The following is a 26702-nucleotide window of genomic DNA, read 5'->3' as shown; positions in this document are numbered from 1 at the left end:
AACTTATTAATAAAAATGTTAGCATTCATTTGAAGCTCTTTTCTTGATTCTGTGGTTTGTGTGGTAACAACCATTTGATCATGAATTGAGCTTCAACTCAATTTCTTAAGATCTTACCTATGACTTGAATGTAAGTAACGGGCGTGAGGCGGATGATCCTCTGCACTAAAACTGGACATGGCACTAAGCAATGTTTTTGAATTCATTCCTTAAGTATATTTAAAAAGCGCTAAGTATAACTCAGCGCTTAATTAGTATTTTAATAGTTACTTATGTCTTCCTTGCAAACACGCTACTACGTCTTGTAGCTCTAGGCCTTGGCGCTGTAGCAATACGATTAAGTGATATAACAAATCAGCTGATTCGTTGGTTAGCTCTTCGTTATCATGTTTCATTGCAGCTAAAGCGACCTCAACGCCTTCTTCACCCACTTTTTGACAACTGCGGCTTAAATCTTTAGCAAACAAAGAGGCGGTGTAGCTTTTTTCAGGGTCGTCGTTTTTACGCGATACAATTACTTGCTCAAGCTGCGCTAAGAAGCTTAGGCTTGGTTTTGCAGCATCACCAAAACAACTTTGTGTGCCTAAGTGACAAGTTGGCCCAAGCGGGTTAGCCAGCACTAAAATAGAGTCATAGTCGCAATCAGTATGGACAGACACTACTTCTAAGTAATTCTCAGAGGTTTCGCCTTTGGTCCATAAACGATTTTTTGAACGCGAGTAAAACGTCACTTTTTGCTTTTCAAAGGTGACTTCCAGCGATTCTTGATTCATAAAGCCTTGCATTAAAATAACCCCAGTACGGGCATCTTGCACGATGGCAGGGATCAATTCGCTTTTAGCAAAATCAACTTGGGTAAGGTTTTGTTTGGTTAGTTGCATAGTCGCGCCGCCACTTGGTTATCTATTAAATATTGTTTTAATTCGCCGATGTTGATCACATTTTTGTGAAATACGCTGGCTGCCAGTGCGCCATCAACGTGGCTTTGTTTAAATACATCGACAAAATCTTGCATGGTGCCAGCACCACCTGAGGCGATAAGTGGAATATCACACAAAGCACGCATTTTAGACAGCTGCTGGTTATCGTAGCCATTGCGTACGCCATCTTGGTTCATGCAGTTGAGTACGATTTCGCCTGCGCCTAAGTCTTGCACGCGTTTTACCCATTCTTCGGTTTTATAACGGGTGCGGCTTGACGCATTAGGATCGCCAGTAAGCTGATACACTAAATATTCGCCAGTTACTTCATCGTAAAAGCTATCAATGCCGACAACGACACATTGTTTACCAAACTCATCATGTAGTTCTTTGATAAGCTCAGGGCGGGCAATAGCAGGGCTGTTTATACTGATTTTATCAGCGCCGCGTTCTAATACGCGTGCTGCATCAGCCACTGATTTAATACCACCTGCAACACAAAATGGAATATCAATATGACGTGCTATGCTCTCTACCCAGTTTACATCGAGAAGGCGTTTTTCAACACTGGCGCTAATTTCATAAAATACCAGTTCGTCAGCACCAGCTTCGCTATACGCTTTAGCCATTGTTAATATGTCGCCAACCACTTCGTGGCCTTTAAATTTAACGCCTTTGACTACTTGGCCGTCTTTAACGTCTAAACACGGGATTATGCGTTTTGATAACATGCCAACGCCTCCTCTACATTAAATGCGCCATCAAGCAGTGACTTACCTAATATAACACCGCCTACGCCAAGCTCTTTGAGCTTTTTAATGTCATCAAGCGAGCTTACACCCCCAGAGGCTTGTACTTTAATATTGCTGTTGTGTTTTATTAAGTCTTCATATAATGCAAATGAAGGACCAGTCATGGTGCCGTCTTTACTGATGTCCGTGCATAGAAAATCAATTACACCCAGTGCTACATAAAAATCGACTAATTCAAATAAGCCGAATTCTGATTCACTTAACCAACCGTGGGTGGCAGGTGCCCAGCCATTGTCGGTTTTATTAACGTCGAGGGCGATAACAAAGTGCTTGGCACCGAATTTTTCAATCCAGCTTTTTACTTCATCACGTTTTTCAACCGCCATAGAGCCAATTACTACTTGGTTAGCACCGGCTTTAAGCCAGTCGCTTACGTCTTGTTCTGTCCGAATACCGCCACCAACTTGATACGGTACGTTAAGTACTTTGGTGGCTGCTTGAATGTGTTGCCATTGTTTTTTATTAGGATCGCGTGCGCCTTCTAAATCAACAAGGTGTAATTTACCTGCGCCGCTTTGTGCGTACTCTTGTAAGCGCGCACCAAGCTCAAACGGGTAAAACTGTGCGGTATCGTATTTACCTTGATATAAGCGCACAATTTGATTTTGTAATACATCTAATGCTGGAATAATCACTTGAATTCTCTTTATTAATTTGTGTTGATACGCTTTATTTATAGCTGCCAGTCTAAAAAGTTCTGCAATAACTGAGTGCCGATTTTAGCGCTACGTTCAGGGTGAAATTGCATACCCGCGTAGTTATCGTTGGCAACAATCGCTGAGAAGGTTTGCCCGTATTCGCCACTAACCAATGTTGCATCATTCACGGTATGAGCAAAACTATGCACAAAATATACTTGCTTGTTTGCATCAAGGCCTTTGGTTAAAGCATGTTCACGATTAACGGTGAGGTTATTCCAACCCATGTGCGGAGACGTTAAACTACCCACATCAAGTGCTTTAACGTGCCCAGGTATTTTGCCAAGGCATTGCACATTACCTTCTTCAGTGCTTTCGCACAGTAACTGCATGCCTAAACAAATTCCCATCAGAGGGCGTTGGTATTCATTGATTGCCTGTTGCCAACCGCCTTCTACCAAGCGCTTCATAGCAACAGATGCATGGCCAACACCTGGTAAAATGGCGCGTTCAAAGTTTTTAAGTTGCTCTGGCGAGGTGAGCACTTCTGGCGTTTGCCCTAAGCGCTCAAAAGCAAAGCGTACAGAGTTTATGTTGGCACAACCGGTGTTAATTATGGCAATCATAAACACCCCTTAGAGCTTGCTGTTTGTTGGCTGGCGTCAGCGGCAATGGCCATACGTAAAGCGCGAGAAAACGCTTTAAATAAACCTTCAACTTGGTGATGACAGTTACCGTCGCTAACCGACAATATTAAGCTGATCGCTGCATTGTCGCTTAAGCTTTTGAAAAAGTGTTCAACCATTTGTACGTCTAAATCACCGGCTTTTTCACGGCTAAAGTTAGCGTTTAATACAAACGAAGCACGACCTGACAAGTCAATTTGTGCCTCTGCTTTGCATTCATCCATCGGTAGGGCAAAACCATAGCGAGCAATTTGTGATTTAGTACCAAGGGCTTGTTTAAGCGCTAAACCAAGGGCAATGCCGATATCTTCAACAAGGTGGTGCTCGTCAATGTGCAAGTCGCCGCTGGCTTGAATATCAAGGCCAATATTGGCATGGGTGCGAATTTGATCAAGCATGTGATCAAAAAAGCCTAGGCCAGTGCTGATCTCGCCATTTTTACTTTGATCTAAATTGAGTTTTACATCAATTTGCGTTTCTTTAGTGTTGCGAGTCACGCGGCCTTGTCGATCAGCGGTGGTAAGTTTAGTGACAATTGCATTCCAATCACCGTCATACAAAATACCTTCACAACACAAGTTTTGTGCAAGGCCAATATCTGTTTGGCGATCGCCAATCACAAATGAGCGTGCTAAGTCGACTTTACCTGAGCGCATTAACTCGGTAAGCAACCCTGTTTTTGGCTTACGACAATCACAATTTTGCTCATTAAAGTGTGGGCAAATTAATACGTCGTCAAATTTAATGCCTTGGCTTGATAAAATAGCCATCATCTTATCTTGGGCAATATCAAAATCAGCCGTTGGAAAGCTGTCAGTGCCTAAGCCATCTTGGTTTGACACCATCACTAAACGATAGCCTGCGCCTTGTAATTGCAAAAGAGCAGGGATCACGTTTGGTAAAAACGCTAACTTTTCAAGACTGTCTACTTGCTTGTCGGTGATTGGCTCTTCAATAATAGTGCCATCACGGTCGATAAATAAATACGGGTTGCTCATGATACTTCCTGCTCTTTAAAAGTGGCTGATTGGCTTAGGCCATCTAACCATATTTTTACTTGTTCTAGTTCTTGCTCACTGCCGATTGAAATACGTAGCCAATCGTTTTCGCCGTATAAAGTAAAAGCACGCATAACTAAGCCTTGCTCAAGTGCGATATTAAAGCTGTTTTTATCGGCGAGCTTTAGAGTGACAAAGTTTCCTTCGCCACTGAGCACTTGTAATACGGCAGGGGAGGCTTCGAGCCACAGCTTTAGCTTTGCCCTTAGTGCATTTAAAATACTTACTTGGCGACGCATTGAAGTAATGGCATCTGGGCTGAGTGCATTTGCAGCAATGCTTGCCACTACCGTTGATACCGGATACGGTGCAATCACTTTACGGATTGGCGCTAGTACTGACGATTGGGCAAGAGTAAAGCCTGTACGCAGGCCTGCTAACGCAAATGCTTTAGAGAGCGTTCTCAGTACTACTATGTTGGCAAATTCGTTGATGAGTTTGCTTGCACTTTGCTCTGGGCAAAATTCAATATAAGCTTCATCCACAACGACCAGTGCTTTATCGGCAAGTGCTGTTGCAATAGCCTTTATTTTTTCAAGCGGTGTTAAGCTGCCTGTTGGGTTATTTGGATTACAAATAAACACTAATTTGCTATTACCAACAGCGTTGATTATTTGATCAACAGTACCATCGAATAATAATGCTTGGCTTAAGCCATTTATTGCTACGTTGTGAGTGTCGGCGGTGACTTTGTACATGCCGTACGTAGGTAAAAATAAAGCAACCGAATCTTGCTCTGGTTGGCAATAGGTGCGTACCAGTAGCTCAATACCTTCATCCGCACCACGGGTCATAAGTACTTGTTCAACAGTGAGTCCGGCGTAATCAGCATAGCGGTTAATAACATTCATAGGTTGCGGATCAGGGTAGCGATTTAAATCATTAATGCTGATATCGATACTTTTAACATACGGGCTTTCATTTGCATTAAGCCACGTTGTGCCGGTTAGTTTCTCACTTTTTGCCGAGCTATATGCTGCTAATGCATCAATATTGGCCGGTAATAAAGGATTATTGCTCATTGTTCATCGCCTCTAAACGCACCTTAACGGCATTTGCGTGGGCATCAAGTCCTTCTGCATCAGCCAATGGTAAAATTGCTTTTGATAAGTTTTTTAAACCATTTTGAGTAATGGTTTGTACGGTATAAGTGCGAAAAAAATCAAGTAAGTTTAAGCTTGAATAAGTGGCACTGTAGCCATAGGTTGGTAATACGTGATTAGTACCAGAGGCATAATCACCAGCAGATTCTGGCGTGTAGTCACCCACAAACACAGATCCTGCATTTTTAACTTTGTTTAAATATGGGTTGGCATCAGCCAGTTGCAGTATTAAGTGTTCAGGGCCGTATTGTGCTGATACAGCAAATGCTTGCTCGATTGAATCAACCAAAATAAGCGATGAATTAGCCAATGCTTTTGCGGCAATATCTTGACGCGATAGTTTGGCTAATTGGCGTTCAATAGCTTGCTCGGTGCGGGCAATCATACGTTCACTGTTACACAGTAAAATTACTTGCGAATCAGCGCCGTGCTCAGCTTGAGATAATAAATCAGCGGCAATAAATTCAGGGTTTGCGCGCTCATCGGCAATCACTAACACCTCAGACGGGCCCGCAGGCATATCGATCGCCATGCCTGGTATGGTCTGAGCTACTAGTTGTTTAGCCATAGTCACAAAGCTGTTACCAGGGCCAAAAATTTTATTCACCTTGGGCACTGAGTCTGTACCATAAGCCATTGCGGCGATTGCACCTGCGCCGCCACTTTCTACGATTGTTTTGATACCGCATAGTTTAGCCGCATATAAAATTGCTGGGTTTATTGGTAAATCACCTTGCACCGGTGTTGCTAACACTACGGTTGTCGCTCCACTTAGCTGCGCCAGTACACCTTGCATGATCACTGATGAAGGCAATGGCGCACTGCCACCTGGCACATATATTCCAACGGCTTCAATGGCTTGGTATTTTAGTTCACATAACACACCGGGCTGAGTCGACAATTTAATATCTTTGGGTAGCTGTGCTTGGTGAAAACGTTTTACATTAGCGTAGGCTGTGTCTATCGCGTATTTAAGCTCAGCGCTTAACTGCTGCTCAGCGACATTGATCTCACTTTGCGGCACTAATAAGCGCGGATTTTCGCGGTTATCATATTGCTTAGCCATGTCGAGTAAGGCTGTGTCGCCTTGCTCTTTTACGCTTGCCATAATAGCTTGGCAAATAGCTTCTACTTCCACACTTGCACTAACAGCAGGGCGCATTAGCGCCGCTGCTTGTGCATCTTTGGAAACCTCATTCCAGCGCAACATTGACTTACTCCATCATTTTTTCAATTGGCATAACGAGGATAGAGTTGGCGCCTAGCGCTTTTAATTGCTCCATTGTTTCCCAAAATAATGTTTCACTGCTCACCATGTGCAGGGCTACGTACTCATCAGAGCCAGCAAGAGCTAATACCGTTGGTTGGCCAGAGCCTGGTAAAATATCGCAAATTTCATCCAGTTTATCTTTTGGCGCGTGCAGCATGATGTATTTGCTTTCTTTGGCTTGTCTCACGCCGCGTAAGCGTGGCATAAGTTTGTTGATAAGTGCTAGTTTGTCAGCATCTTGTAAGTCTTTATTTTGGATAAGGCAGGCGTTTGATTCTAAAATAGTATCGCCTTGCATAAGGCCGTTGGCTTCAAGTGTGGCACCGGTAGATACTAAATCACAAATTGCATCAGCAAGTCCTGCACGTGGTGCGACTTCTACAGAGCCAGTCAACATTACTGTGCTGGCGTTTATGCCTTCACGCTTTAAGTATTGAGTTAAGATTTCAGGGTAGGTGGTAGCAATGCGTTTGCCTTCAAACCAGCTTTTATCTTGCTTGCCAAGTTCTGACGGCCATGCAAGTGCAAGGCGACAGTAGCCAAAATCAAGTTTAGACAATTTAGTTACTTCACTTGGTACGCCTTGGCGCTGGCGCTCAGCTTGTACTTCAACGAGTACGTTTTCGCCTACTATGCCTAAATCACACACGCCGTCCATTACCAGACCGGGTATATCGTCATCGCGCACACGTAGTACGTCAATCGGCATATTGGTTGAGTGGGCAATCAAACGTTGCTCACGCAAGTTAAGTTTAACACCTAGCTGTTTTAGTAAGTCTTGGCAATCTTTAGAAAGGCGGCCACCTTTTTGGATGGCGATACGTAGACGGTTGCTATTACTCATTATTCATTTTTCCTTTAATTTAAAAACTAAAAACCCCGAGGGAACCTCAGGGCGAAAAATGAATCATTGTATGTTGACTCGCCAGAGGTTCCTTTTAGGAATAACCTCTCAGCGAAAGACCTGACAGGTTATTCCGGTGAATGGTGGTGATGATGTACTGTTGTCAGGTTTAAGCGCATTATAATATATCCTAAATAACTTTCGTTTTATCATTGCTTCATGTAAACAAAAGTGTTTAATCTGTTTAAGTAAATTTCACATATAGAAAAACACATTTGTGGGGAAGCTGGCAAGTTTTTTTTGCATAAATTAAAGAATAAGCTATAACGGCCGATGATAAGAGTAACCAAAGGAGGAACGTATGGATATTATGATCCCTTATTTAGGGCAGATCACTCGTTTGCAACTTGAGTCGAAAGGCGCTTTTCATATTGCGGGGCTAAAAGATTCGAACGCGCAGCGAATTGAACGTGAAAAGCGGCAAAAACGTCAGTTGGAGCGCAAAGAACTACTGCCTAAAGAAAAGCTTGAAACAGCTAAGAAAGAGCGCAAAACAGACGAGGAAGACGAAACCCATTTAGACACATGGGCGTAATATTTATAGGATCTTATGCATAGGAAATGCATAACTAATTCTAGCACCGTAAGCATTAGCTCGCGGCGCCAGAAGTAAGTTTAAATGTTAGTTTTGTTGTTTGGCACTAATGCTACTGTGAATTAACGGCGAAATAGTGAGCCCTTGCACAATAATCGAAAATATCACCACAACGTAGGTAACAATAACAAGCAGGTTATGTAAATCAGAGCCGCCCACAAATACTTGATCACGAGGAATTGCCGCAGCCATTGCTAAAGCAAGGCCACCGCGCAGGCCGCCCCAGGTTAAAATTTTAACTGAGTGTTTGTCGTATTTTCTAAATTTCTTAAATACCACAAACGGTGCGCCAACACTGATAAAGCGAGCAAGTAATACTACAGGCACCATTAGTAGTCCTAAACCAATTTCAGCTAGGCTGATGGGCATAGTGACAATTAGCATACCGATAATCAAAAACAACAACGCATTTAAAAAGCTATCGGTGGCGTGCCAAAAGTCTTTTACGTAGCGAGTGTCTTCAGGCCCGGTGCGCTCTGTCGCTTTAGTACGGGTTATATTACCTAACAATATACCGCTAGTTACCATCGCCAGTGCGCCAGATATTTCCCATATATTGGCAGCGGCGAATCCTGCTGTCGGTATAGTTAAGGTTAGTAACAAGCGAATATTTACATCACGACTGTTGATGATCAGATAATGACCCACTAACGCAATCACTAAACCAAATGCAATCCCTCCCAGTGCGTCGACAAAGAATAGCTCTGCAATGCCTGCTGCACTGGCTTCAGTGTCGAGAAAAGCCACGGCAAAAATAGTGGTAAAAATAACTAAACCAATACCGTCATTAAATAATGATTCACCTTCAACTTGCACAGAAATGCCTTCAGGGGCACGCATTTGTTTAATAATTGCAAGCACTGCAATTGGATCGGTTGGACTTATTAATGCACCAAACAATAAACAATAGATAAAAGGCACCGCAAAGCCTAACGCGGCAAATAAGTAAAAGCTTAAAAAGCCAATGATAAAGGTGGAGGCTAAGGTCGAAAATAACACCAGTACGGTAATTTCAAAACGTTGTTTTTTGAGTGCCGCAAGGTTAATTTCTAGTGCGCCTGCAAACAGTAAAAAGCCGAGCATGCCTTTGAGTAATAATTGATTAAAATCGATACTTGAGACTATTTGTGTAATCTCCAGTGCGGTTGAATCGCCCAATAATTTTACCGCGAGTATTAATAACAATGAAATCACTACTGAGCCAGTTGTTATGGCAATAGTGGTTTGCATTTTGAGGATATACTGGTTAGCAAATGCGATAAAAATCGCTAATGCAGATAAAAAACAAATGAGGTACCAAGCATTCATTGTTTGACCTTAAATAATATATTGGAATGAGCAAAAGGGAATGTACTTTCGCGCGGGTATGTTACTCCTGAGACTTTGAAATGTCACCGCGACAATGCTGATAATTACACTTTTAAGAGGCGTTTTTGCTACTCACGTAGCAACAACGAAATTAATTGATGGTTTTGTTTGAGACTTTATCGACATTACTGCTTTTAAACCGCAATAGCTTCTTTGCTAATCGTCAATATTTGCAGTTTGCTATCTACATATATAGCTCTGTTGTCAATCAACATAATCACTGCAGTTATAGGTCTGAGCAGAAATGACATTTAATACATTACCAATAATAAAGACAAATGAAATGCAAGTAAATGTTAATTTTATGTATCCATATATTTACATTTGCTGGGTTTCTTTTGTTTTTTAATTAACAATTTAAGGTTAAGTCATTGTTTTAGAGTGTTTTAGCTTTCGCATTTGTTAATTTTTTGTTTAATTTTCAATTTCAGTAAAAACAGTCTAGGCTGAATCTGAATCGGGAACGGGTAGTGCCGGTTTAATACAAAAATATTAAATAAATAACAATTTAAATGGAGCGTAAACGTGAATTTATCTAAAATCACATTAGCAACTCTTGCTGCTTTTGCGGTAACGCAAGTATCAAGTGCAGTAGCTGCAAATAAACAATATCTGAATGAGCAAGCAGCCCTAACTACAGCTTTGCAAAATAGTGCGTCATCGGTACTTATGGCAAGCCCAATCCAGTTAGTTGGTTTGGATGCAGGTAATGAGTTAGTCGTATTAAAAGAAGTAAAAAGTAATAATGGTGATACGACTCGGCGTTATCAACAACAGTATCAAGGATTACCAGTCATTGGTGATACTGTGAGTTTAACGTTTGATAATAATGGCCAATTAAAACGCGCTCATGGTGCTGCTGTATATGATATTAGTAGCGATATAAGCTCAGTGATGCCAAAACTCAGTAAAAAAATGGCTATTACACAGGGGTTAAAAAACTCCCCCGCAGCGGCTAAATCAGTAAGCCTTAAAAAACACAATGAACAATCGCGTTTAGCGATTTGGCTTGATGCGCAACATGTCGCACATTTAGTGTATGAAGTATCGTATGTTACTTATGGTGCTAATCCTTCTCGACCTTATCAGATCATTGATGCGAATTCTGGTGAGGTTTTGCATAGCTTTGATAACCTTCAACATGCCAATGCTACAGGCCCTGGTGGAAATTTAAAAACAGGAAAGTACATTTACGGAACTGATTTTAGTAGTTTAGATGTGTCGCAATCAGGCAACACTTGCACCATGAATAACGCAAATGTTAAAACCATTAATTTAAATGGTGGCACCAGTGGCTCTTCAGCGTATTCCTTTACTTGCCCCGAAAACACCTTTAAGGAAATAAATGGCGCTTATTCGCCATTAAATGACGCGCACTACTTTGGTAATGTCATTTTTAATATGTATAACGACTGGATTGGTTCTCCTCCGCTGTCTTTTCAATTGCAAATGCGTGTTCATTACGGCAGTAATTATGAAAATGCTTTTTGGGACGGATCAGCAATGACTTTTGGTGATGGTCAAAATACCTTTTATCCATTAGTTAGTTTAGATGTTTCTGCTCATGAAGTTAGCCATGGTTTTACTGAGCAAAATTCAGGGCTTGTATACAGTGGGAAATCGGGCGGCTTGAATGAAGCGTTTTCTGATATGGCTGGTGAAGCTGCCGAGTTTTATATGCTAGGCACTAATGATTGGTTAGTTGGCCAAGAAATTTTCAAAGGCAATGGTGCATTGCGTTACATGAATAACCCGACCCAAGATGGTAGTTCAATTGATAACCAATCGAGTTATTATTCTGGGATGGATGTACATTACAGCTCCGGTGTATTTAATAAAGCATTCTATAACTTAGCAACTAAAGCTAGTTGGGATACTAGAAAAGCTTTTGAGGTTATGGCGCGTGCAAACCAATTATATTGGACCGCTAGTACCAATTGGGACTTGGCAGGGAATGGCGTAATGGATGCGGCATGTGATTTAGATTACAGCCCAGGTGATGTACAAAGCGCACTTGCGGCAGTGGGTGTAACGTCAAATTTAAGCCCTGGCAGTAGTTGTGGAGGAGTAGAGCCACCAATTGACGAGCCACTTAGCAATGGCGTGCCACGCACTGGGATCAGTGGTACAGAAAAACAGCAGCTGTTCTTTACCTTAGAAGTACCAGCTAATGCCACTAATTTGCAGTTTAATACGGTAGGTGGCAGTGGTGATGCGGACTTGTATGTAAAATTTGCGCAAAGACCAACACTAAATAGTTTTGACTGTAACAGCACGACTTCAACCAGCACTGAAAGCTGTGCTATCAGCAATGTTCAAGCAGGTACTTACTATGTAATGGTTGAAGCCTGGAACCAAATATCGGGCGTTTCACTCACGGGGAGTTTTGATGGCGGTGATACGGGTACTACACCAATAAACCGTACTGAAACTAATGTAAGTGTTAGCTCAGGTGGTTGGACTCGTTTTAGTCAAGAACTAAGCGCAGGTTATTCAACATTGAATGTTGCTATAGCGGGTGGTTCTGGTGATGCAGACTTGTATGTTAATTTTGGCTCGCCATCATCAACATCGTCTTATCAATGTCGACCATATAAAAATGGTAACAACGAAAGTTGCGAAATTACTGCTCCACAAGCGGGCACTTGGTATATTGATTTACAAGGCTACAGCGCGGCAAGTGGCGTAACGTTAACAATAACGGCTAACTAATCCCTCACCTAAGGGAGCATTCTCTCCCTTTTTTACCCTTATATTTTCAGAGTCTGAATTTGGGTAAACACAGAAAAAAAGGAAACTGTTATGAATATCTTTGCACCAAGCGTCCTGCTTGGCACTGTGTCATTATTGGTAAGTCAGCTGGTAATAGCACAAGAGCCTGACAGTATTTGGGTAAGTATTGACCCTGTAGCAGCTAAACATTACAAATTAAACCAAACAGCTCATAAACACAGTACCGAGCTCCTCGCTCCACAAGCATCCAGCTTATCTTCTATTAATTTTATGCGTATTAAACAGACTGAAGTGGCTAATTTAAGTGAATTTATGCACGACAATTACCATCGCTGCGGTGGCTTTGTAGCACATGAATCATTGCTTGAGGCGCAGCTTTATACTGAGCAATTAGCTAAAGTACAGAATCAGTCAATCAACAGTTTGGCTATTAACTACACAATAGATAATGCGCAAACGGTACAGACACTGATCAATAACATTAGTCCTAATGATCTAACCAATACCGTTAATTCGTTGAGTGCTTTTAATAATCGCTATTACTCAGTACAAAGTGGAGTTGATGCATCTCAATGGTTAAAAGATTATTGGCAACAGTTAGCGAGCAACCGCGCTGATATTAGTGTTGATTACTTTAGCCATAGTTGGTCGCAATCATCTGTAATTGTGACTATTCAAGGCAGCGAAAAAGCGGATGAAATAGTAATTGTTGGCGGTCATTTAGATTCAATTAATCAATCAAATCCTAGTAATGGCAGAGCGCCCGGTGCGGATGATAATGCCTCCGGTATTGCGGTCTTGTCGGAAGTGCTTCGGGCAATCGTAGATAATAACTATCAACCACAAAGAACAATCCAAATTATGGGCTTTGCAGCTGAAGAAGTAGGGCTGCGAGGTTCAAAAGCGATTGCAACGGCGTATAAATCACAGGGCAAAAATGTGGTAGGTATGGTGCAATTTGATATGACCGGTAATCATGGCAGTAGCGATGATATTGTGATGATGACAGATTATACTAACAGCGGCCAAAATCAGTTTTTGGGACAATTGATCGATACTTATTTACCCATCCTAAGTTATGGTTTTGATCAGTGTGGTTATGGCTGTTCAGATCATGCTTCGTGGTATCAGCAGGGCTTTGCCGCCTCAATGCCATTTGAGTCGCGCATGGCTGATATTAACCCGCTAATCCATACTGCAAACGACAGTAATTTTGATGCTGATCATGCGAGTAAATTTGCCAAACTTGCGGTGAGCTACTTAGCTGAAATGGCTAAAAATGCCGGCTATGAAGTACCACCCACTGACAATGAACTGGAAAATGGTGTCACAGTGTCTGGAATTAATGCGCTTGCTAAAGAGCAAGTTTTTTATACCTTAGCAGTCCCTGCAGGAAGTAGTAATTTAAACTTTACTACAGCAGGTGGCAGTGGCGATGCTGATCTATACGTTAAGTTTGGCGCACCGCCTACTTTACAAGACTTTGACTGTAACAGCACTAATTCAAACAGTAATGAAGCATGCGCTATTAGTAATATACAATCAGGTACATATCATGTCATGGTTGAAGCATGGAGCGCTATTACCGGTGTTTCCTTAACGGGTAGTTATGATGGTGACAATAATGTACCGACACCGATTAATCGTACCGAGACGAATGTCAGTGTGGCAACAGGAGGTTGGACTCGCTTTAGTCAAAATATCAGTGCGGGTTACGCGTCGTTAAATATTTCTATTTTAGGTGGTAGCGGGGATGCTGATCTGTATGTGAATTTTGGTTCGCCGTCATCAACGTCAACATATCAATGTCGACCTTATAAAAATGGTAATAATGAAAGCTGTACTATTAGCAATCCCCAAGCTGGTGCTTGGTATATTGATTTACAAGGTTACACTGCGGCAAGTGGTATTACTTTAACGATCAACGCACAATAATAACAATAGCAAAGGGGCATTGCTCCTTTGCTATTTGCTTTGCGTATTCACTTGCCCTTGGGGCTATGCTTACGTAAAATCCCGCTATTATTTTTAGCAAAGCGATCGTTATTATCAAACAGCTTTTTAGTGCAGCAGGCCCGTTAGCGCAATCTCTAGATGGTTATACGCCTCGCCAACCGCAGATCGATATGGCGGTTGCGGTGAGTGATGCATTAAAAAACCGCTCGCAATTAGTGGTTGAAGCGGGCACTGGTACAGGTAAAACCTACGCTTATTTAGCCCCCGCGCTAAAGTCTAAAGGTAAAACAATAATTTCAACCGGCACGAAAGCGCTGCAAGAACAATTATATCACCGTGATTTACCACAATTAGTCAAAGCGCTTAGTGCGAGTAAAAAAACCGCGCTGCTAAAAGGGCGCAGTAACTATCTATGTACTTATCGGCTTAATCAGCATGTTGCCCATGTACCGACCGATGATTCTGATGTGATGCATCAATTGGCCATGGTGGCTAAATTTGCCAGTGAAACGCACACCGGTGATCTGGCTGATTGTATTGGTATCGAAGAAGATGCCAAAGTATTACCTTATGTAAGCTCCACTGCGGATAACTGCTTAGGTAAAGAGTGTCCTGATTTTCAAGATTGCTATATTCGCAAAGCCCGCTTAAAAGCGATGGATGCCGATATAGTAGTGGTTAACCATCATTTGTTTTTTGCAGACATGGCGGTAAAAGATACCGGCTTTGCTGAACTCATTCCCACAGCTGATGCCTATATATTTGATGAAGCACACCAATTAAGTGAAATTGCCAGTGATTACTTTGGTGAGAGTATCAGCACTAAAAAGCTGGTGGACTTAATTAATGATTTACGAGCAATTTATCGCTCTGACATTCCGGATATGTTGCAACTTGGTAAAACCTTAAATAAGCTTGAAACCAGTGTTGCAGACTTGCGCTTACAATTTGGCTTAGATGGTAGCCGAGGTGATTGGCGACAAATGCTGGCAAGTAAAGAAATTTGCGCCGCGTTACATAGGGTGATCAGCGATTTAGACTTTTTGTATCAAGTACTCAAACATTGTTTAGACCGTAGCGATAAAATAGAACACCCATTTGAGCGTACCTTAGCTTTTAAAGGGCAATTAGAGCGGGTGTTTGATATAAGCCAAACAGGTAACAGTTATTGGTATGAAACAACACGCCGCTATTTAACCGTACATATAACTCCGCTTAACGTATCAGTTAAATTTGCGCAAATGATGGCAGACACGGGGGCTGGCTTTGTATTCACCTCAGCGACTCTATCTGTCGATAATGCACTTGATCATTTTAACGCAAGCCTAGGCCTTAAGCCTGCCAAAAGTATGATGGTTGATAGTCCGTTTGATTATTATCAGCAAGCCTTATTATGTTTACCGCGTTATTTGCCTGAAACACATGCAGCGAATATGCCTCATGCGATTGTTAAGCTTACCCTCGATTTAATTAAAGCAGCAAAAGGGCGCTGCTTTGTATTGTTTACCAGCTATCGGATGATGCATTTAGTCGCCGAAGGGCTGAGTACGCAGATTGATTATCCTATTTATATGCAAGGGCAAATGTCTAAACGTATTATTTTAGAAAAATTTACCCGCCATGGTAATGCCGTATTATTAGGTACTGCGTCGTTTTGGGAAGGAGTTGATGTCAGAGGTAGCACACTCAGTTGTGTTATTATTGATAAGTTACCCTTTGCAGCACCCGATGATCCACTGCTCCAAGCTAAAATGCAAGATGCGCAATTACAAGGACATGATCCTTTTGCTTATATTCAATTGCCACAAGCGGTGATTGCACTAAAACAAGGCGTTGGACGACTGATCCGCGATAGTAAGGATAAAGGGGTGTTGGTGATTTGCGATAACCGTTTAGTGACACGCCAATACGGCCAAGTCTTTTTAAAAAGCTTGCCGCCGATGCGCCGCACACGTAGCCTTCAAGTGGCCAGTAAATTTTTAGAACACATTAACTAGAGAAATAATTACCATGAATAACGCAATCAGTACTAGTGATATTAATCTATTAGCATTTGACGCTTCTACCGAAGCATTGTCTTTAGTGCTCAATTATAATGGTCAGTTATTTCACCATTTTGAAGTATGCCCGCAACAGCATAGTCAAAAAATCTTACCGTTGGTTGATCAGTTGTTAGCTAAGGCAAATTGCCGTTTAACTGATTTAGATGTTATTGGTTTTGGCCAAGGCCCAGGTAGTTTCACTGGCGTGCGTATTAGTGTCGCCATTGCGCAAGGCTTAGCTTATGCATGTAAACTGCCACTAGTTGGTGTGTCAACGCTGCAAATGATGGCGCAGCAAGCTTATCAACAAACCGGTGAAAAAAGTGTATTTAGTGCTATTGATGCGCGTATGGGAGAAATATATTTTGCCCATTACAGAATCAGTGATAATGGTGTGATGACCTTACAAGGTGACGAACAAGTATTAAAACCAGCATTATTATCTCTTGCAGACGAACCAGGGATTGCAGTGGGCACTGGCTGGCAAACATACCCTGAGGCACTGGCAGATAACCCACAAATTGCTATCAATAACGACATCATATTACCTGATGCCGGTTTTATGTTGGCTACAATTAGCGATGATTTCAGTGCGCAACGTACGGTCAGTGCTGCGCAAGCTCAACCTAAATATGTACGTGATACAGTAACCTGGAAAAAATTACCTGGACGCGAATAAACTGATTAATAAAGCAACTTGCAAGGTTATTAAATTTGGCACATAATTTAATAACCTAAGTAACGAGACGCAACTTTGAATCTACCTATTGGCTCTGGGTTTTACTCGGGAGACATACCCGGTAAAATTACCTCAAGACAGATCAACACTAATAAACCTCAGGGGTTATTGGAGCAATCTGCTGCTGATAATAAACAGTCTGCGGAGTTTGTTAAATCAAGCCAAGCAGGTATTGCGCTGGCTGATAAGTTACAAAGTGACACTGCCCAACCTAGTTACCGACAAACGATTTATGACCAGCCGACAGCCAAAGTAAGTCGTGCTATTTCAACCTACACCGAGTTTGCTAATTTAGAACGCCGAGCTGAAGTACAAAACTTAATTGGTGTGGACATCTACGCTTAACAATTAGACAGTAATTTAACTCTGTGTTGATGTGCCAGTATTTGGCAAAAGTTTACCTCCAGCTGTGATTAAAAAAGCCCAGATACATTATGACTGGGCTTTTTATAATTAACCTTTAATGTTGCAGTTAGCCTCTACCCTCAGGAAAAGCAACATGCCAGTTAAACGTTACTGCTGTTCAATAAAGCCGATCAGTTTATCTGCAATATCAGTATTGTTTTGTGAGCCGATAAATTTATCAGCACCTTTACCATAGGCAAATACTTGTACATCAATAGCAGTGTGACCGCCGGTAGTCCAACCGGTGAAGCTGGCTCTACTGATAATATCTTTAATGGCAAGATTAAGTGGTTTATCGCCTAGTTTTTTTGCTTGTTCAAGCTTGATCTGGTTTTCGGGAGTGTATTCTATATTCGTGTTAGCAGTCCAAATGGCTTTTAAATCATTAGACTCAGACATTAATTTAGTTAATTTAACGGCTGTGGCTTTCACGCCTTTTACTACCTCGGTTTCCCATTTATATTGCCCATGCGCACCTAATGTTAAACCACCTGTTGAGTGATCTGCGGTGATCACCAATAAGGTATCCGGGTTTTTATCAACGTACGCTTTTGCTTGCTCGATTGATTTAGCAAAATCATCCATTTCCGCCATTGCACAGGCAATATCATTGGCATGGCCACACCAATCAATTTGGCTACCTTCGATCATCACAAAAAAGCCATTTTTGTTATTTTCATCAAGTAACTCAAGCGCTTTATTGGTCATTTGTGCTAAGCGTGTTGGGTTATTATCTAACGCAAAGTCAAGCCCAACTGGAGCAAATAATCCCAGCGCAGGAATTTGCTTAATATCTTTTAACGCACTAAAGTCATCACTGTATTGATAGCCCGCTTGCTTAAATTCTGCAACTAAATTACGGTCTTCGCGGATGTAATATTTAGTACCGCCACCGAGCATTAAATCAACGGGAAGTTTTCCGGCAATTTTATTATCAATATAATCATTGGCAATTTCATCGTAATTACGACGAGATTCATTATGTGCAGCGAAGCTTGCAGGCGTGGCATGATTGATTTGTGAGGTTGCAACTAATGCGGTGATCATGCCTTTTTGTTTAGCAATTTCGAGCATTGTTTTTACCGGTTTTTTATCGGTATCAACTGCAATTGCACCATTATAGCTTTTATGGCCTGAGCTCAAAGCAGTTGCGCCAGCAGCACTGTCAGTTACATAAGTATGGTCGTCAGGGTAAGTATGTGCCATGCCTTTAAGGATTGTATCAAACACCGTGCCTTCTATTTCTTCGGTAGACGGATCATCTTTAAAGTAGCGATATGCTGTAGTATAAGCGGGGCCCATGCCATCACCAATCATATAAATTATGTTTTTTGGTGCTTGCTCTGCGTATGCACTTGCTGAGCATAATAATGCCAAGAGGCTTATTTGTTTCTTCATCTTTGTACCCTGTTTATTATGTAGTGCCATTGTATACGCAATGTAGTATAAATAAATGTCTTTTACGTTAAACAAACTAAAAACAAAGGGGAATTACGCAGTGCATCCATTTTCAGTTCAAAGTGGCGCATTAACACTTCATGGCCTAACATTTGGGCAAGGAAAAGAGGTTGTCATTGCATTACATGGTTGGCTTGATAATTGTCATAGTTTTTTACCCATGTTAGAACATAACACCTTAACTGCAACTTGGTATTGTGTGGACTTTCCTGGACATGGTTTATCAGATTGGCGTGGAAGCGATGCACACTATTATTTCATTGATTACATTGATGATATTTATAACTTAATCGAGCAACTTGGGGTTAATAAAGTACACTTGGTTGGTCATTCTATGGGCGCAATGGCCGCTGGTCTTTTTGCCAGCTGTTTTCCTGATAAAGTAAATACGGTCACTATGATAGAAGGACTGGGAGTTGTCACAACACCCAGTAAAAAAGTGGTCGAGCAGCTTAGAAATGCAATTTTGAATCGACGTCGTGTAAATAAAAAAGCACCCCGACAGTACGAGTCAAAACAAATAATACACCAAGCACGGGCGGTACAAAGTGACTTACCTTTGGATTTAATAGCACTTTTGATGGACAGAAATATACGAGAAACTGAACAAGGATGGCTGCTAAGAACTGATCCAAAGCTTAAAAATCATTCAGGTTTTAGATTTGATGAGCAACAATGCATAGCGGTAATAAGCGAAATAAATGTGCCGTGCCAATTAATTCTAGGCAGTGAAGGGTATCAATTTATTAGTGATAATTTAGATAAATATGCTAATTATTACAAAAGCTTAATAGTAAATGAAGTTGAAGGTGGCCACCACTGTCATATGCAAAGCCCTGAGCAGTGTTTACAGCAGATTCATGCCTTTATGCTGCAAACTGGTGCATGTTAATTGTATATTTGCACAAAATGTGGGAATATTTGTGAATTAGAGTGATTGCTCAATTGTGAAATTGCCTTACTTAGTTTAAGGTTTAATAAAAATAAATTATAAATAGAACAGGAGCTAAGAGTGGACAAAATTTGGCTGAAGCGCTACCCAGAGGGTATGCCTGAAACAATCGATCCTGAGCACTACAACTCGTTGTTAGAAGTGTTTGAAAAAAGCTTCACTGACTACAAAGACTTGCCTGCTTTTACCAATATGGGTAAAACATTGAGCTATGATGAAATAGACCAAGCAACAAAACGTGTTGCTGTGTATATTCAAAAAGAGCTGGGATTGAAAAAAGGCGATAAAGTGGCTGTAATGATGCCAAATTTATTACAAACACCTGTTTCAATACTCGGTATTTTACGTGCCGGTTGTGTCGTAGTTAACGTTAATCCGCTTTACACTGTACGTGAGCTTGAACATCAATTAAATGATTCAGAAACATCAGCGATTTTTATACTGGCTAACTTTGCAGACACGCTTGAAAAAGCATTGCCGCACACTAAAGTAAAACACATCGTAGTTACCCAAGTGGGTGATATGGTGGGTGGCTTTAAAAAGCACTTGGTTAACTTTGTTGTTAAGCATATTAAAAAAATGGTGCCAAGCTATTCATTGCCTAACCCCATTAAGTTTGAAGCCTTACTTGCAGCGAACGAAAAAGATTACATTAAACCTGAAGTGTGTTTATCTGATATTGCTTTTTTACAATATACCGGTGGCACAACGGGTGTCTCTAAAGGTGCGATGCTGACCCATGGCAATATGGTAGGTAACTTAGAGCAGGTTTCTGGTTGCTTAGATCAAGTGTTAGAACGTGGCAAAGAAGTTGTTGTCACTGCTTTACCGCTTTATCATATCTTTGCACTAACAGCGAACTGCTTAACGTTTATGAAGTATGGCGGATTAAATTTATTGATCACTAATCCGCGTGATATGAAAGGCTTTGTGAAAGAATTAGGCCAACATAAATTCACCGCGATCACGGGTGTAAATACATTATTTAATGGTTTGTTGAACACACCGGGTTTTGCCGAGCTTGATTTTTCAAGTTTGAAAATGTCCCTTGGTGGTGGTATGGCTGTACAGCGACCTGTTGCTGAAAAATGGCAAAAGATCACCAGTAGCAAATTAATGGAAGGGTATGGTTTAACTGAGTGTTCGCCATTAGTTACTGTCAGTCCTTATGATCTAGATTCATACAATGGTTCGATTGGTTTACCTGCACCTAATACTGAGATCAAGTTGATGTTAGATAATGGTGAAGAAGCAGCCAAAGGTGAGCCGGGCGAATTATGGGTTAAAGGTCCACAAGTGATGGTTGGTTATTATAATCGTCCTGATGCAACGGCTGAGTGTTTGCAAGATGGTTGGTTTGCCACAGGGGATATAGCCACTTATGACGATGAAGGATTCTTTTATATTGTTGACCGTAAAAAAGATATGATCATCGTATCTGGCTTTAATGTGTTCCCAAATGAGATCGAAGAAGTGATTGCAATGCATGAAGGTGTTTTAGAAGCAGCAGCAATTGGTATCCCTCATGATGTTAGCGGCGAACAAGTTAAAGTTTTTATTGTTAAAAAAGACCCATCTTTGACTGAAAAAGATATAATAAAACACTGTCGTGATAATTTAACTAATTACAAGGTCCCTAAACTGGTTGAGTTTAGGGATGAATTGCCAAAAACAAACGTTGGCAAAATACTCAGACGAGCCTTGAAAGATTAGCAAGCTAAAAAAGCCGACATATGTCGGCTTTTTTATTGTAGGAGATTAAGTGCAATATCAATTGATCCAAACCCAAAATCAATTAAATGAGTTTGTAGAGCAGATCCGTAACAAACCCATCTTAGCAATTGATACAGAATTTATGCGTCGTCGTACTTTGTATCCTGAAGTTGCCCTTATTCAAGTTTATGACGGCGAACATTTAGCATTAATCGATCCGCTAGCCGAGCTATCATTGTTTGATTTTTGGCAGATTTTACGTGATCCTGCGGTGTTAAAAGTCTTGCATTCACCGTCGGAAGATATTGAAGTATTTCAAAAATACGCCGGCTTCGTACCAGCTCCCTTATTTGATAGCCAGTTTGCCTTGCAATTATTAGGCAATGGCAACTGCATGGGCTTTGCTCATATGGTAAAAAATTTACTCGATATTGAAATCGACAAAAGCGAATCACGGACCAATTGGTTACAGCGTCCGCTAACAATTAAACAACTCGATTACGCTGCAGCTGATGTATTTCATTTATTACCGTGCTTTAAAATTATTATTGAACAAATCAACGACGCTGGTTTCTTTGATATTGTGATCAATGAAAGTGAGTTGATTGCACAAAAACGGGCTTATCAAACACCGGATGAACATCTGTATCGAGACATTAAAAATGCTTGGCAATTAAAACCTGCGGATCTTGCTGTATTAAGAGAGCTTGCGGCTTGGCGTCGTAGCAAAGCGATACGCAAAAATTTAGCGCTTAACTTTGTATTAAAAGAGCATTGCTTGGTTGAATTGGCAAAACGCAAACCAACGAGTTTAACTGCAATGCGTAATGTGCCAGAAGTCGATAGCATCGAAGTTAACCGCTCGGGCGTTGAAATCTTAAAGTGTATTGAAAAAGCTAAAGTGATCCCTGTTGCAGATTTTCCTGAGCCACTAAGACGACTTATTGACTTTCCAAGTTATAAAAAAGTAGCCAAAGAAATTAAACAAAAAATCACTGCAGTTGCTAAAAAACAGGGCATTCCAGAAGATGTATTTGCATCTAAAAAGCAAATCAACCAGTTGATCAGTTGGAATTGGAAGTTAACCAGCGCTGAGCGTGAACAGACTCCAAAGCCCGATTTACTTAACTCATGGCGTTATGAATACTTAAAAGACACACTGAAAGAGTGGGATGTATAATTATTAAGAGTTCATAGGGACTAAGATAGTTAATGTACTATTGTTAGTCCCTACTGTTTGTGTCAGAGGAGGGAGAAAGTTACTTTATTCGCCCATTTTAGCGAGGATCTTATCTAAATTAACTTTAGATTTAGCCACGCTTTGCATTGGTGTTAACCCATTCGGGTATTCTTCTTGCTCTACGACTAGCCACTGAGTGGCGCCATCAACAATCAATGTTTCTATTATTTTTTGCCATGGATAATCATTTTCACCTAATATAGGACTTAAGCCATCGTTAGGATGGGTGCGAACTTTTAAGTGGGTTGCCAGGGTTCGTCCTGGGTATTTTTTAATGAAATATTCAGGATCTTTTCCTGCATAATGTACCCAACCTATATCAAGCTGCAGTGGCAGGGTATATGGCGTATTACTGGCAATAGCGTCCCAGTATGTCGCGTTTTGGAATTGATTAAACTCCTTATTATGGTTGTGAAAACCGATGTGCATAGCATAGCGCTGAGCGATTTCATTAACCTGAGTGAGTTGTTCGGTCAGAGAGGTGATTCCTTGTGGCTGCCAAGCTCTTTCATCCCAAGGTACAAATAAAATCGAAACACCAAGGGTTTTATAAAACAATAATGTGTCTGCTAAGGTGTCATCCGTTAAGGAATCAAAGCCGATATGTGCGCTACTAGCGACTAAATTTAGCTTCGCGAGTTTGTCCTTCAGTGCACTTGGATTGTTCTTATAAGGCCCAAAGTCACCTGCAAATTCCACACCTTGAAAGCCCATATCAGCAATAGATGAAAGGGTGCCATCAAAATCCGCTTTTAAGGCATCTTTAACAGACCAAAGCTGAACACTAACGGGGAGTAGTTGTTTGCTTGTTTTTGCATAGATAGACAGCGAGTTTAAAACACAAAAAATAAACAGAATTGAAATAACATAATTAAATAATGATTTGATTTTGAACATAAAAAACACCTAGGAGGAAAAGCAGGGAATTGCTCCCTGCTTAGGGCTGGGCTAGCTAAAAAATAACTTAGCGTTAACTGGCAACTGAATCTTGATAAGCATACTCGGTCAAACCCAGTTCAGCTAAAACGCTATCTAAATGGGCTTTTGCTTCATCAGTAGGTCCTGGGTAATCGCCTGCAATAGGCACATTGCCTAAATAGCCAATATCTTTACAACCTTGCGGTGTACAAAAGTAGGCACCAAGTACAAGGTTTTTAAAGCGTAAAAAAGCATTACCAATGCGTTGAAACTGCGCAGGGGTTTCATCATCAAAATAAGCAATATCATTTAAGATGGCTGTTTGTTGCTCTTTTTTCAATGCGACAAATGGTGCTTTATAACGCAGCACAGCCTCATCATCGATCCATGCTAATCCGTGTAAAATAGTAACGCGGTCTTTTTGTTGACCGTTATAAGGTGAGCTTACCCACTCATCAATCACACTCGGTACATTTACCTCAGTTGCACTTGGGTTGTTACCTTCGCTAGGCACGATATAATCGGCTAACACCGCAACTAAATTTAATTGTGCTTGAGTTAATGTCAATGGCCAAGGTGATTGTGGTGGCATAACCATATTGGGATCAGTGCCATAACCTTTAGCTGTTATAGGTTGTAAATCTAAGTCAGGCCAATGTCCTTTATCACTAATTTTCTCTTCTAACGCTTTACTACACCCTGCTGAAAGTGATACGGCGGAACCTGCGGCTAATAAACCAAGCCACTTTAACGATTCACGACGTGTCATGCCGGAAATATATTTGTATGAGTCAACACGATCTTCATTATGCATGTTACAGCGCTCCTTGTTCTATTTGTTTGGCTATCCAGGTTGAATTACGCATTGCCAATGTCATGATGGTTAATGTGCAATTTTTATGTGGATTAGAGGCAAATACCCCTGCATCCATCACAAATAAGTTGTCGCAATCCCATGTTTGGCCCCATTGATTGGTCACTGAATCCTTTGCTGAGCTACCCATGCGAGTGGTGCCTACTTCATGAATGATCTCGCCACCTTTTGAAATTGCTTTTTCAGCAGCAGGTAATTTGCCCACAGTAGCTCCTAGATTTTCAAGGATCTGTTTCGCTGTTTTTAAGCCGTGCTCAATTTGTTTTAGCTCACGATCTGACCATTTGAAATGAAATTTCGAAACCGGAATGCCCCATTTATCTTTAACATTTTCATCAATTTCCATGTAGGTATCATCGTTGGGGAGCATTTCTCCGCGCAGCGCAAAGCCAACATAAGATCCATAGGCATCACGAACTTGTTGTTTTAGTTCAATACCATAACCACGTTTATCGCCAGAGACTCCAGAGCCAGGTTGATTAAAACCGCTACTGATCTCAAAGTGATAACCACGAGGAAAATCAAGCTCACCTTTGGCATGTGCTTTGTGTCCCCACCAAGGAATAAATAAATGGTTCCCAGTGTGGCCATCTTCGTTATAACGTGGGCGACCTTTTAATGCTGGAACTTGCGCACCAAGCCAAGCACCGGTTGAATCCATTAAGTTACGACCTACTTGGCCACTTGAGTTAGCTAAACCTTTGGGATGCTTGGCGTGTTTTGAATTTAGCAAAATACGTGCGGATTCGCAGGCACTAGCGGCAAGGATCACGATATCTGCTGTTAGTGTTTTTTCAGCTACGGTTTGCTTATCTATATAAGTAACACCCGTTACTTTACCGTCATCATTAACAGCCACTGATTTAACCATTGCATCAGTAATTATTTCTAAATTCCCAGTTGCTTTTGCCATAGGTAATAATGAGGTTGTAGTTTGAAACGCCGCGCCGATTGAGCAACCATGGCCACAAGGTGTTGCATAAAAGCATGCCATACGATCATCTTTTGGCCGAGTTAATACTGCTCTGTGCATAGGCACGGCTGCGATACCCAGTTTTTTCGCACTGGCAGCAATAAGTAACTCAGGAATTCGCGGCGTTGGTGGTGGCTGTAATACCCCAGGTGCAGATGGCGGCATATCATCAAGGCCGGTATTGGTGCCGCAAATACCCACTAGTTCTTCCGTGATGTCGTACCATGGTGCGATATCATCATAAGTGAAAGGCCAATCTGCGCCGTTGCCATCTTGGCTCTTACCTTTAAAATCATGTTCACTAAAGCGTAATGAGTAACGTCCCCAGTGATTAGTTCTTCCACCTAGCATGCGCGCACGCCACCAGTAAAAATCAGTGCCTTTGGCGTTAGTGTAAGGCTCATCAGGAACTTGCCAGCCACCATCGACGGTTGCATCGTAAAAGCCAAAGTTTTTGTCTTTATTTCCTGCGCCCATTAAAGGAGCTTCACTGTTACGGCGAAACATTGGGCTTTCTTTTTTTGGATCGTAATCACGCCCCGCTTCAAGTAATAATACTTTATGGCCTAGTTTAGTTAAGGTATAAGCGGCCATTGCGCCACCTGCGCCGGAGCCAACAACCAGTACTTTATGATCAAATGTAGACATGCTTATAGTTCCTTAATTTTTATATTTTTAAACCACACTTTGTCACCATGGTCTTGAAGACCTATATGTCCTTGCTCTGCCGCAGCAAAGTTACTCCAAGTAGCAAATTTGCTATTTGCGACAAGGGTATTCCATGTTGTGCTGCCGATTACTATGCTTAATGTACTTATGCCATTTTGCCAAACCTGCAAGTGTTTATCTTGCATACGAATACGAACACTATTCCAATTATTGGCTGGTTTATGCGCTGTTGTCGGGGCTGCAAACAGATCGTAAAGAGAGCCAGCCAAGTGTGAGTCTATTTTGTTATCTGGGTGCTCTTCGTTATCAATTATTTGAATTTCAGGGGCGTGAGAATAAATCATACTGCCAGTTTCATCTGCCAGCACAAAAATACCGCTATTCCCTTTAGTTGAAATTTTCCAATCTATTTGTAAATCAAAATTGCGATAGACTTTTTTCGTGAGTATGTCGCCGCCGCCTTTAGTGAGTAACATTGCGCCATTGTCTATGGTCCATTTTGGGCTGAGTGTCTCACTTTTAAAATTGCGCCAGTGCGACATATCTTTGCCATCGAACAGTAATTGCCAGCCAGCTGATTGTTCTTCTTTAGAAAGTTGGTTATCGGGTGTCTTAGCAAAAGCACTGCTACTAAAAGCCAGTGCAATTGACAACATCGAGATTGATTTAAGCATAT

Annotated in this window: 23 protein-coding genes; 9 read left to right on the top strand and 14 right to left on the bottom strand. The window is 41.3% G+C overall.

The features are described 5' to 3' along the window. Positions 1-266: 266 nt before the first annotated feature. The 8 genes from hisIE to hisG are packed head-to-tail and all read right to left on the bottom strand — an operon-like array spanning position 267 to position 7331. Complete coding sequence (gene hisIE, locus H5183_RS17225) at positions 267-881, bottom strand: bifunctional phosphoribosyl-AMP cyclohydrolase/phosphoribosyl-ATP diphosphatase HisIE (protein WP_145235744.1); 615 nt, start codon at positions 879-881, stop codon at positions 267-269. Continuing rightward, entirely contained in the window at positions 872-1651 is a 780-nt protein-coding gene (gene hisF / locus H5183_RS17220) for an imidazole glycerol phosphate synthase subunit HisF (RefSeq protein ID WP_182732287.1), read from the bottom strand. The genes hisIE and hisF overlap by 10 nt, the downstream gene beginning before the upstream one ends. Continuing rightward, complete coding sequence (locus H5183_RS17215) at positions 1633-2367, bottom strand: 1-(5-phosphoribosyl)-5-[(5-phosphoribosylamino)methylideneamino] imidazole-4-carboxamide isomerase (RefSeq protein ID WP_149980202.1); 735 nt, start codon at positions 2365-2367, stop codon at positions 1633-1635. The genes hisF and H5183_RS17215 overlap by 19 nt, the downstream gene beginning before the upstream one ends. A 38-nt stretch (positions 2368-2405) precedes the next feature. Then, a complete protein-coding gene (hisH, locus tag H5183_RS17210; RefSeq protein ID WP_182732286.1) occupies positions 2406-2996 on the bottom strand; it encodes an imidazole glycerol phosphate synthase subunit HisH in 591 nt (196 codons plus the stop codon). Then, positions 2993-4054, bottom strand: a complete 1062-nt coding sequence (gene hisB / locus H5183_RS17205; protein WP_145235732.1) for a bifunctional histidinol-phosphatase/imidazoleglycerol-phosphate dehydratase HisB — start codon at positions 4052-4054, stop codon at positions 2993-2995. Before hisB ends, hisH begins: the two co-directional genes overlap by 4 nt. Next, entirely contained in the window at positions 4051-5136 is a 1086-nt protein-coding gene (gene hisC / locus H5183_RS17200; RefSeq protein WP_182732285.1) for a histidinol-phosphate transaminase, read from the bottom strand. The genes hisB and hisC overlap by 4 nt, the downstream gene beginning before the upstream one ends. Beyond that, positions 5126-6427 (bottom strand): histidinol dehydrogenase, encoded by a 1302-nt coding sequence (gene hisD / locus H5183_RS17195; RefSeq protein ID WP_145235726.1) that lies wholly within the window; start codon positions 6425-6427, stop codon positions 5126-5128. The genes hisC and hisD overlap by 11 nt, the downstream gene beginning before the upstream one ends. A 4-nt stretch (positions 6428-6431) precedes the next feature. Then, a complete protein-coding gene (gene hisG, locus H5183_RS17190) occupies positions 6432-7331 on the bottom strand; it encodes an ATP phosphoribosyltransferase (RefSeq protein ID WP_145235723.1) in 900 nt (299 codons plus the stop codon). 361 nt (positions 7332-7692) lie between these two features. On the opposite strand from hisG, the gene H5183_RS17185 reads away from it, so the two are divergent. After that, a complete protein-coding gene (locus H5183_RS17185; RefSeq protein ID WP_149980207.1) occupies positions 7693-7926 on the top strand; it encodes a hypothetical protein in 234 nt (77 codons plus the stop codon). Between the two features lie 87 nt (positions 7927-8013). On the opposite strand, the gene H5183_RS17180 is transcribed toward H5183_RS17185, so the two are convergent. Further along, entirely contained in the window at positions 8014-9294 is a 1281-nt protein-coding gene (locus H5183_RS17180; protein ID WP_145235717.1) for a sodium:proton antiporter, read from the bottom strand. Between the two features lie 585 nt (positions 9295-9879). Between H5183_RS17180 and H5183_RS17175 the strand changes: the two genes are divergently transcribed. From H5183_RS17175 to H5183_RS17155, 5 genes are all read left to right on the top strand, one after another. Then, positions 9880-12066 (top strand): pre-peptidase C-terminal domain-containing protein, encoded by a 2187-nt coding sequence (locus tag H5183_RS17175; RefSeq protein ID WP_182732284.1) that lies wholly within the window; start codon positions 9880-9882, stop codon positions 12064-12066. 90 nt (positions 12067-12156) lie between these two features. Further along, complete coding sequence (locus H5183_RS17170) at positions 12157-14022, top strand: M28 family metallopeptidase (protein WP_182732283.1); 1866 nt, start codon at positions 12157-12159, stop codon at positions 14020-14022. A gap of 191 nt (positions 14023-14213) precedes the next feature. Further along, positions 14214-16040: an ATP-dependent DNA helicase gene (locus tag H5183_RS17165; RefSeq protein ID WP_220493580.1), complete on the top strand. Its 1827-nt coding sequence runs from the start codon at positions 14214-14216 to the stop codon at positions 16038-16040. Between the two features lie 13 nt (positions 16041-16053). Continuing rightward, positions 16054-16764 carry a tRNA (adenosine(37)-N6)-threonylcarbamoyltransferase complex dimerization subunit type 1 TsaB gene (gene tsaB, locus H5183_RS17160; protein ID WP_182732282.1) on the top strand — a complete coding sequence of 237 codons (711 nt, stop codon included), beginning with the start codon at positions 16054-16056 and terminating at the stop codon, positions 16762-16764. A gap of 75 nt (positions 16765-16839) precedes the next feature. Further along, positions 16840-17169, top strand: a complete 330-nt coding sequence (locus H5183_RS17155; protein ID WP_149980212.1) for a hypothetical protein — start codon at positions 16840-16842, stop codon at positions 17167-17169. A gap of 168 nt (positions 17170-17337) precedes the next feature. On the opposite strand, the gene H5183_RS17150 is transcribed toward H5183_RS17155, so the two are convergent. Next, positions 17338-18627, bottom strand: a complete 1290-nt coding sequence (locus H5183_RS17150; protein WP_182732281.1) for an alkaline phosphatase — start codon at positions 18625-18627, stop codon at positions 17338-17340. Between the two features lie 100 nt (positions 18628-18727). Here H5183_RS17150 and H5183_RS17145 point away from each other — a divergent pair, with 100 nt between their 5' ends. From H5183_RS17145 to rnd, 3 genes are all read left to right on the top strand, one after another. Further along, positions 18728-19579 carry an alpha/beta fold hydrolase gene (locus tag H5183_RS17145; protein ID WP_182732280.1) on the top strand — a complete coding sequence of 284 codons (852 nt, stop codon included), beginning with the start codon at positions 18728-18730 and terminating at the stop codon, positions 19577-19579. 120 nt (positions 19580-19699) lie between these two features. Next, a complete protein-coding gene (fadD, locus tag H5183_RS17140; RefSeq protein ID WP_145235691.1) occupies positions 19700-21352 on the top strand; it encodes a long-chain-fatty-acid--CoA ligase FadD in 1653 nt (550 codons plus the stop codon). Positions 21353-21401: 49 nt separating this feature from the next. Further along, positions 21402-22532 carry a ribonuclease D gene (gene rnd / locus H5183_RS17135; protein ID WP_182732279.1) on the top strand — a complete coding sequence of 377 codons (1131 nt, stop codon included), beginning with the start codon at positions 21402-21404 and terminating at the stop codon, positions 22530-22532. An 84-nt stretch (positions 22533-22616) separates the two neighbouring features. On the opposite strand, the gene H5183_RS17130 is transcribed toward rnd, so the two are convergent. The 4 genes from H5183_RS17130 to H5183_RS17115 all read right to left on the bottom strand — a co-directional run bounded on the left by H5183_RS17130 (position 22617) and on the right by H5183_RS17115 (position 26700). Continuing rightward, positions 22617-23489: a sugar phosphate isomerase/epimerase gene (locus tag H5183_RS17130; protein ID WP_145235683.1), complete on the bottom strand. Its 873-nt coding sequence runs from the start codon at positions 23487-23489 to the stop codon at positions 22617-22619. A 73-nt stretch (positions 23490-23562) separates the two neighbouring features. Beyond that, positions 23563-24324 (bottom strand): gluconate 2-dehydrogenase subunit 3 family protein, encoded by a 762-nt coding sequence (locus H5183_RS17125; protein WP_145235681.1) that lies wholly within the window; start codon positions 24322-24324, stop codon positions 23563-23565. Position 24325: 1 nt separating this feature from the next. Beyond that, positions 24326-26005, bottom strand: coding sequence for a GMC family oxidoreductase (locus H5183_RS17120; protein WP_182718783.1), 1680 nt, complete (start codon positions 26003-26005; stop codon positions 24326-24328). Positions 26006-26007: 2 nt separating this feature from the next. Then, positions 26008-26700, bottom strand: coding sequence for a DUF1080 domain-containing protein (locus H5183_RS17115; RefSeq protein ID WP_145235673.1), 693 nt, complete (start codon positions 26698-26700; stop codon positions 26008-26010). Positions 26701-26702: the final 2 nt, after the last annotated feature.

Origin of the sequence: Pseudoalteromonas sp. SR44-8 (assembly GCF_014163635.1) — a bacterium.
Taxonomy (GTDB): Bacteria; Pseudomonadota; Gammaproteobacteria; order Enterobacterales; family Alteromonadaceae; genus Pseudoalteromonas; species Pseudoalteromonas rhizosphaerae.
The sequence above is the reverse complement of the archived record's forward strand: the minus strand, read 5'-3'. Positions and strand labels throughout refer to the sequence as shown.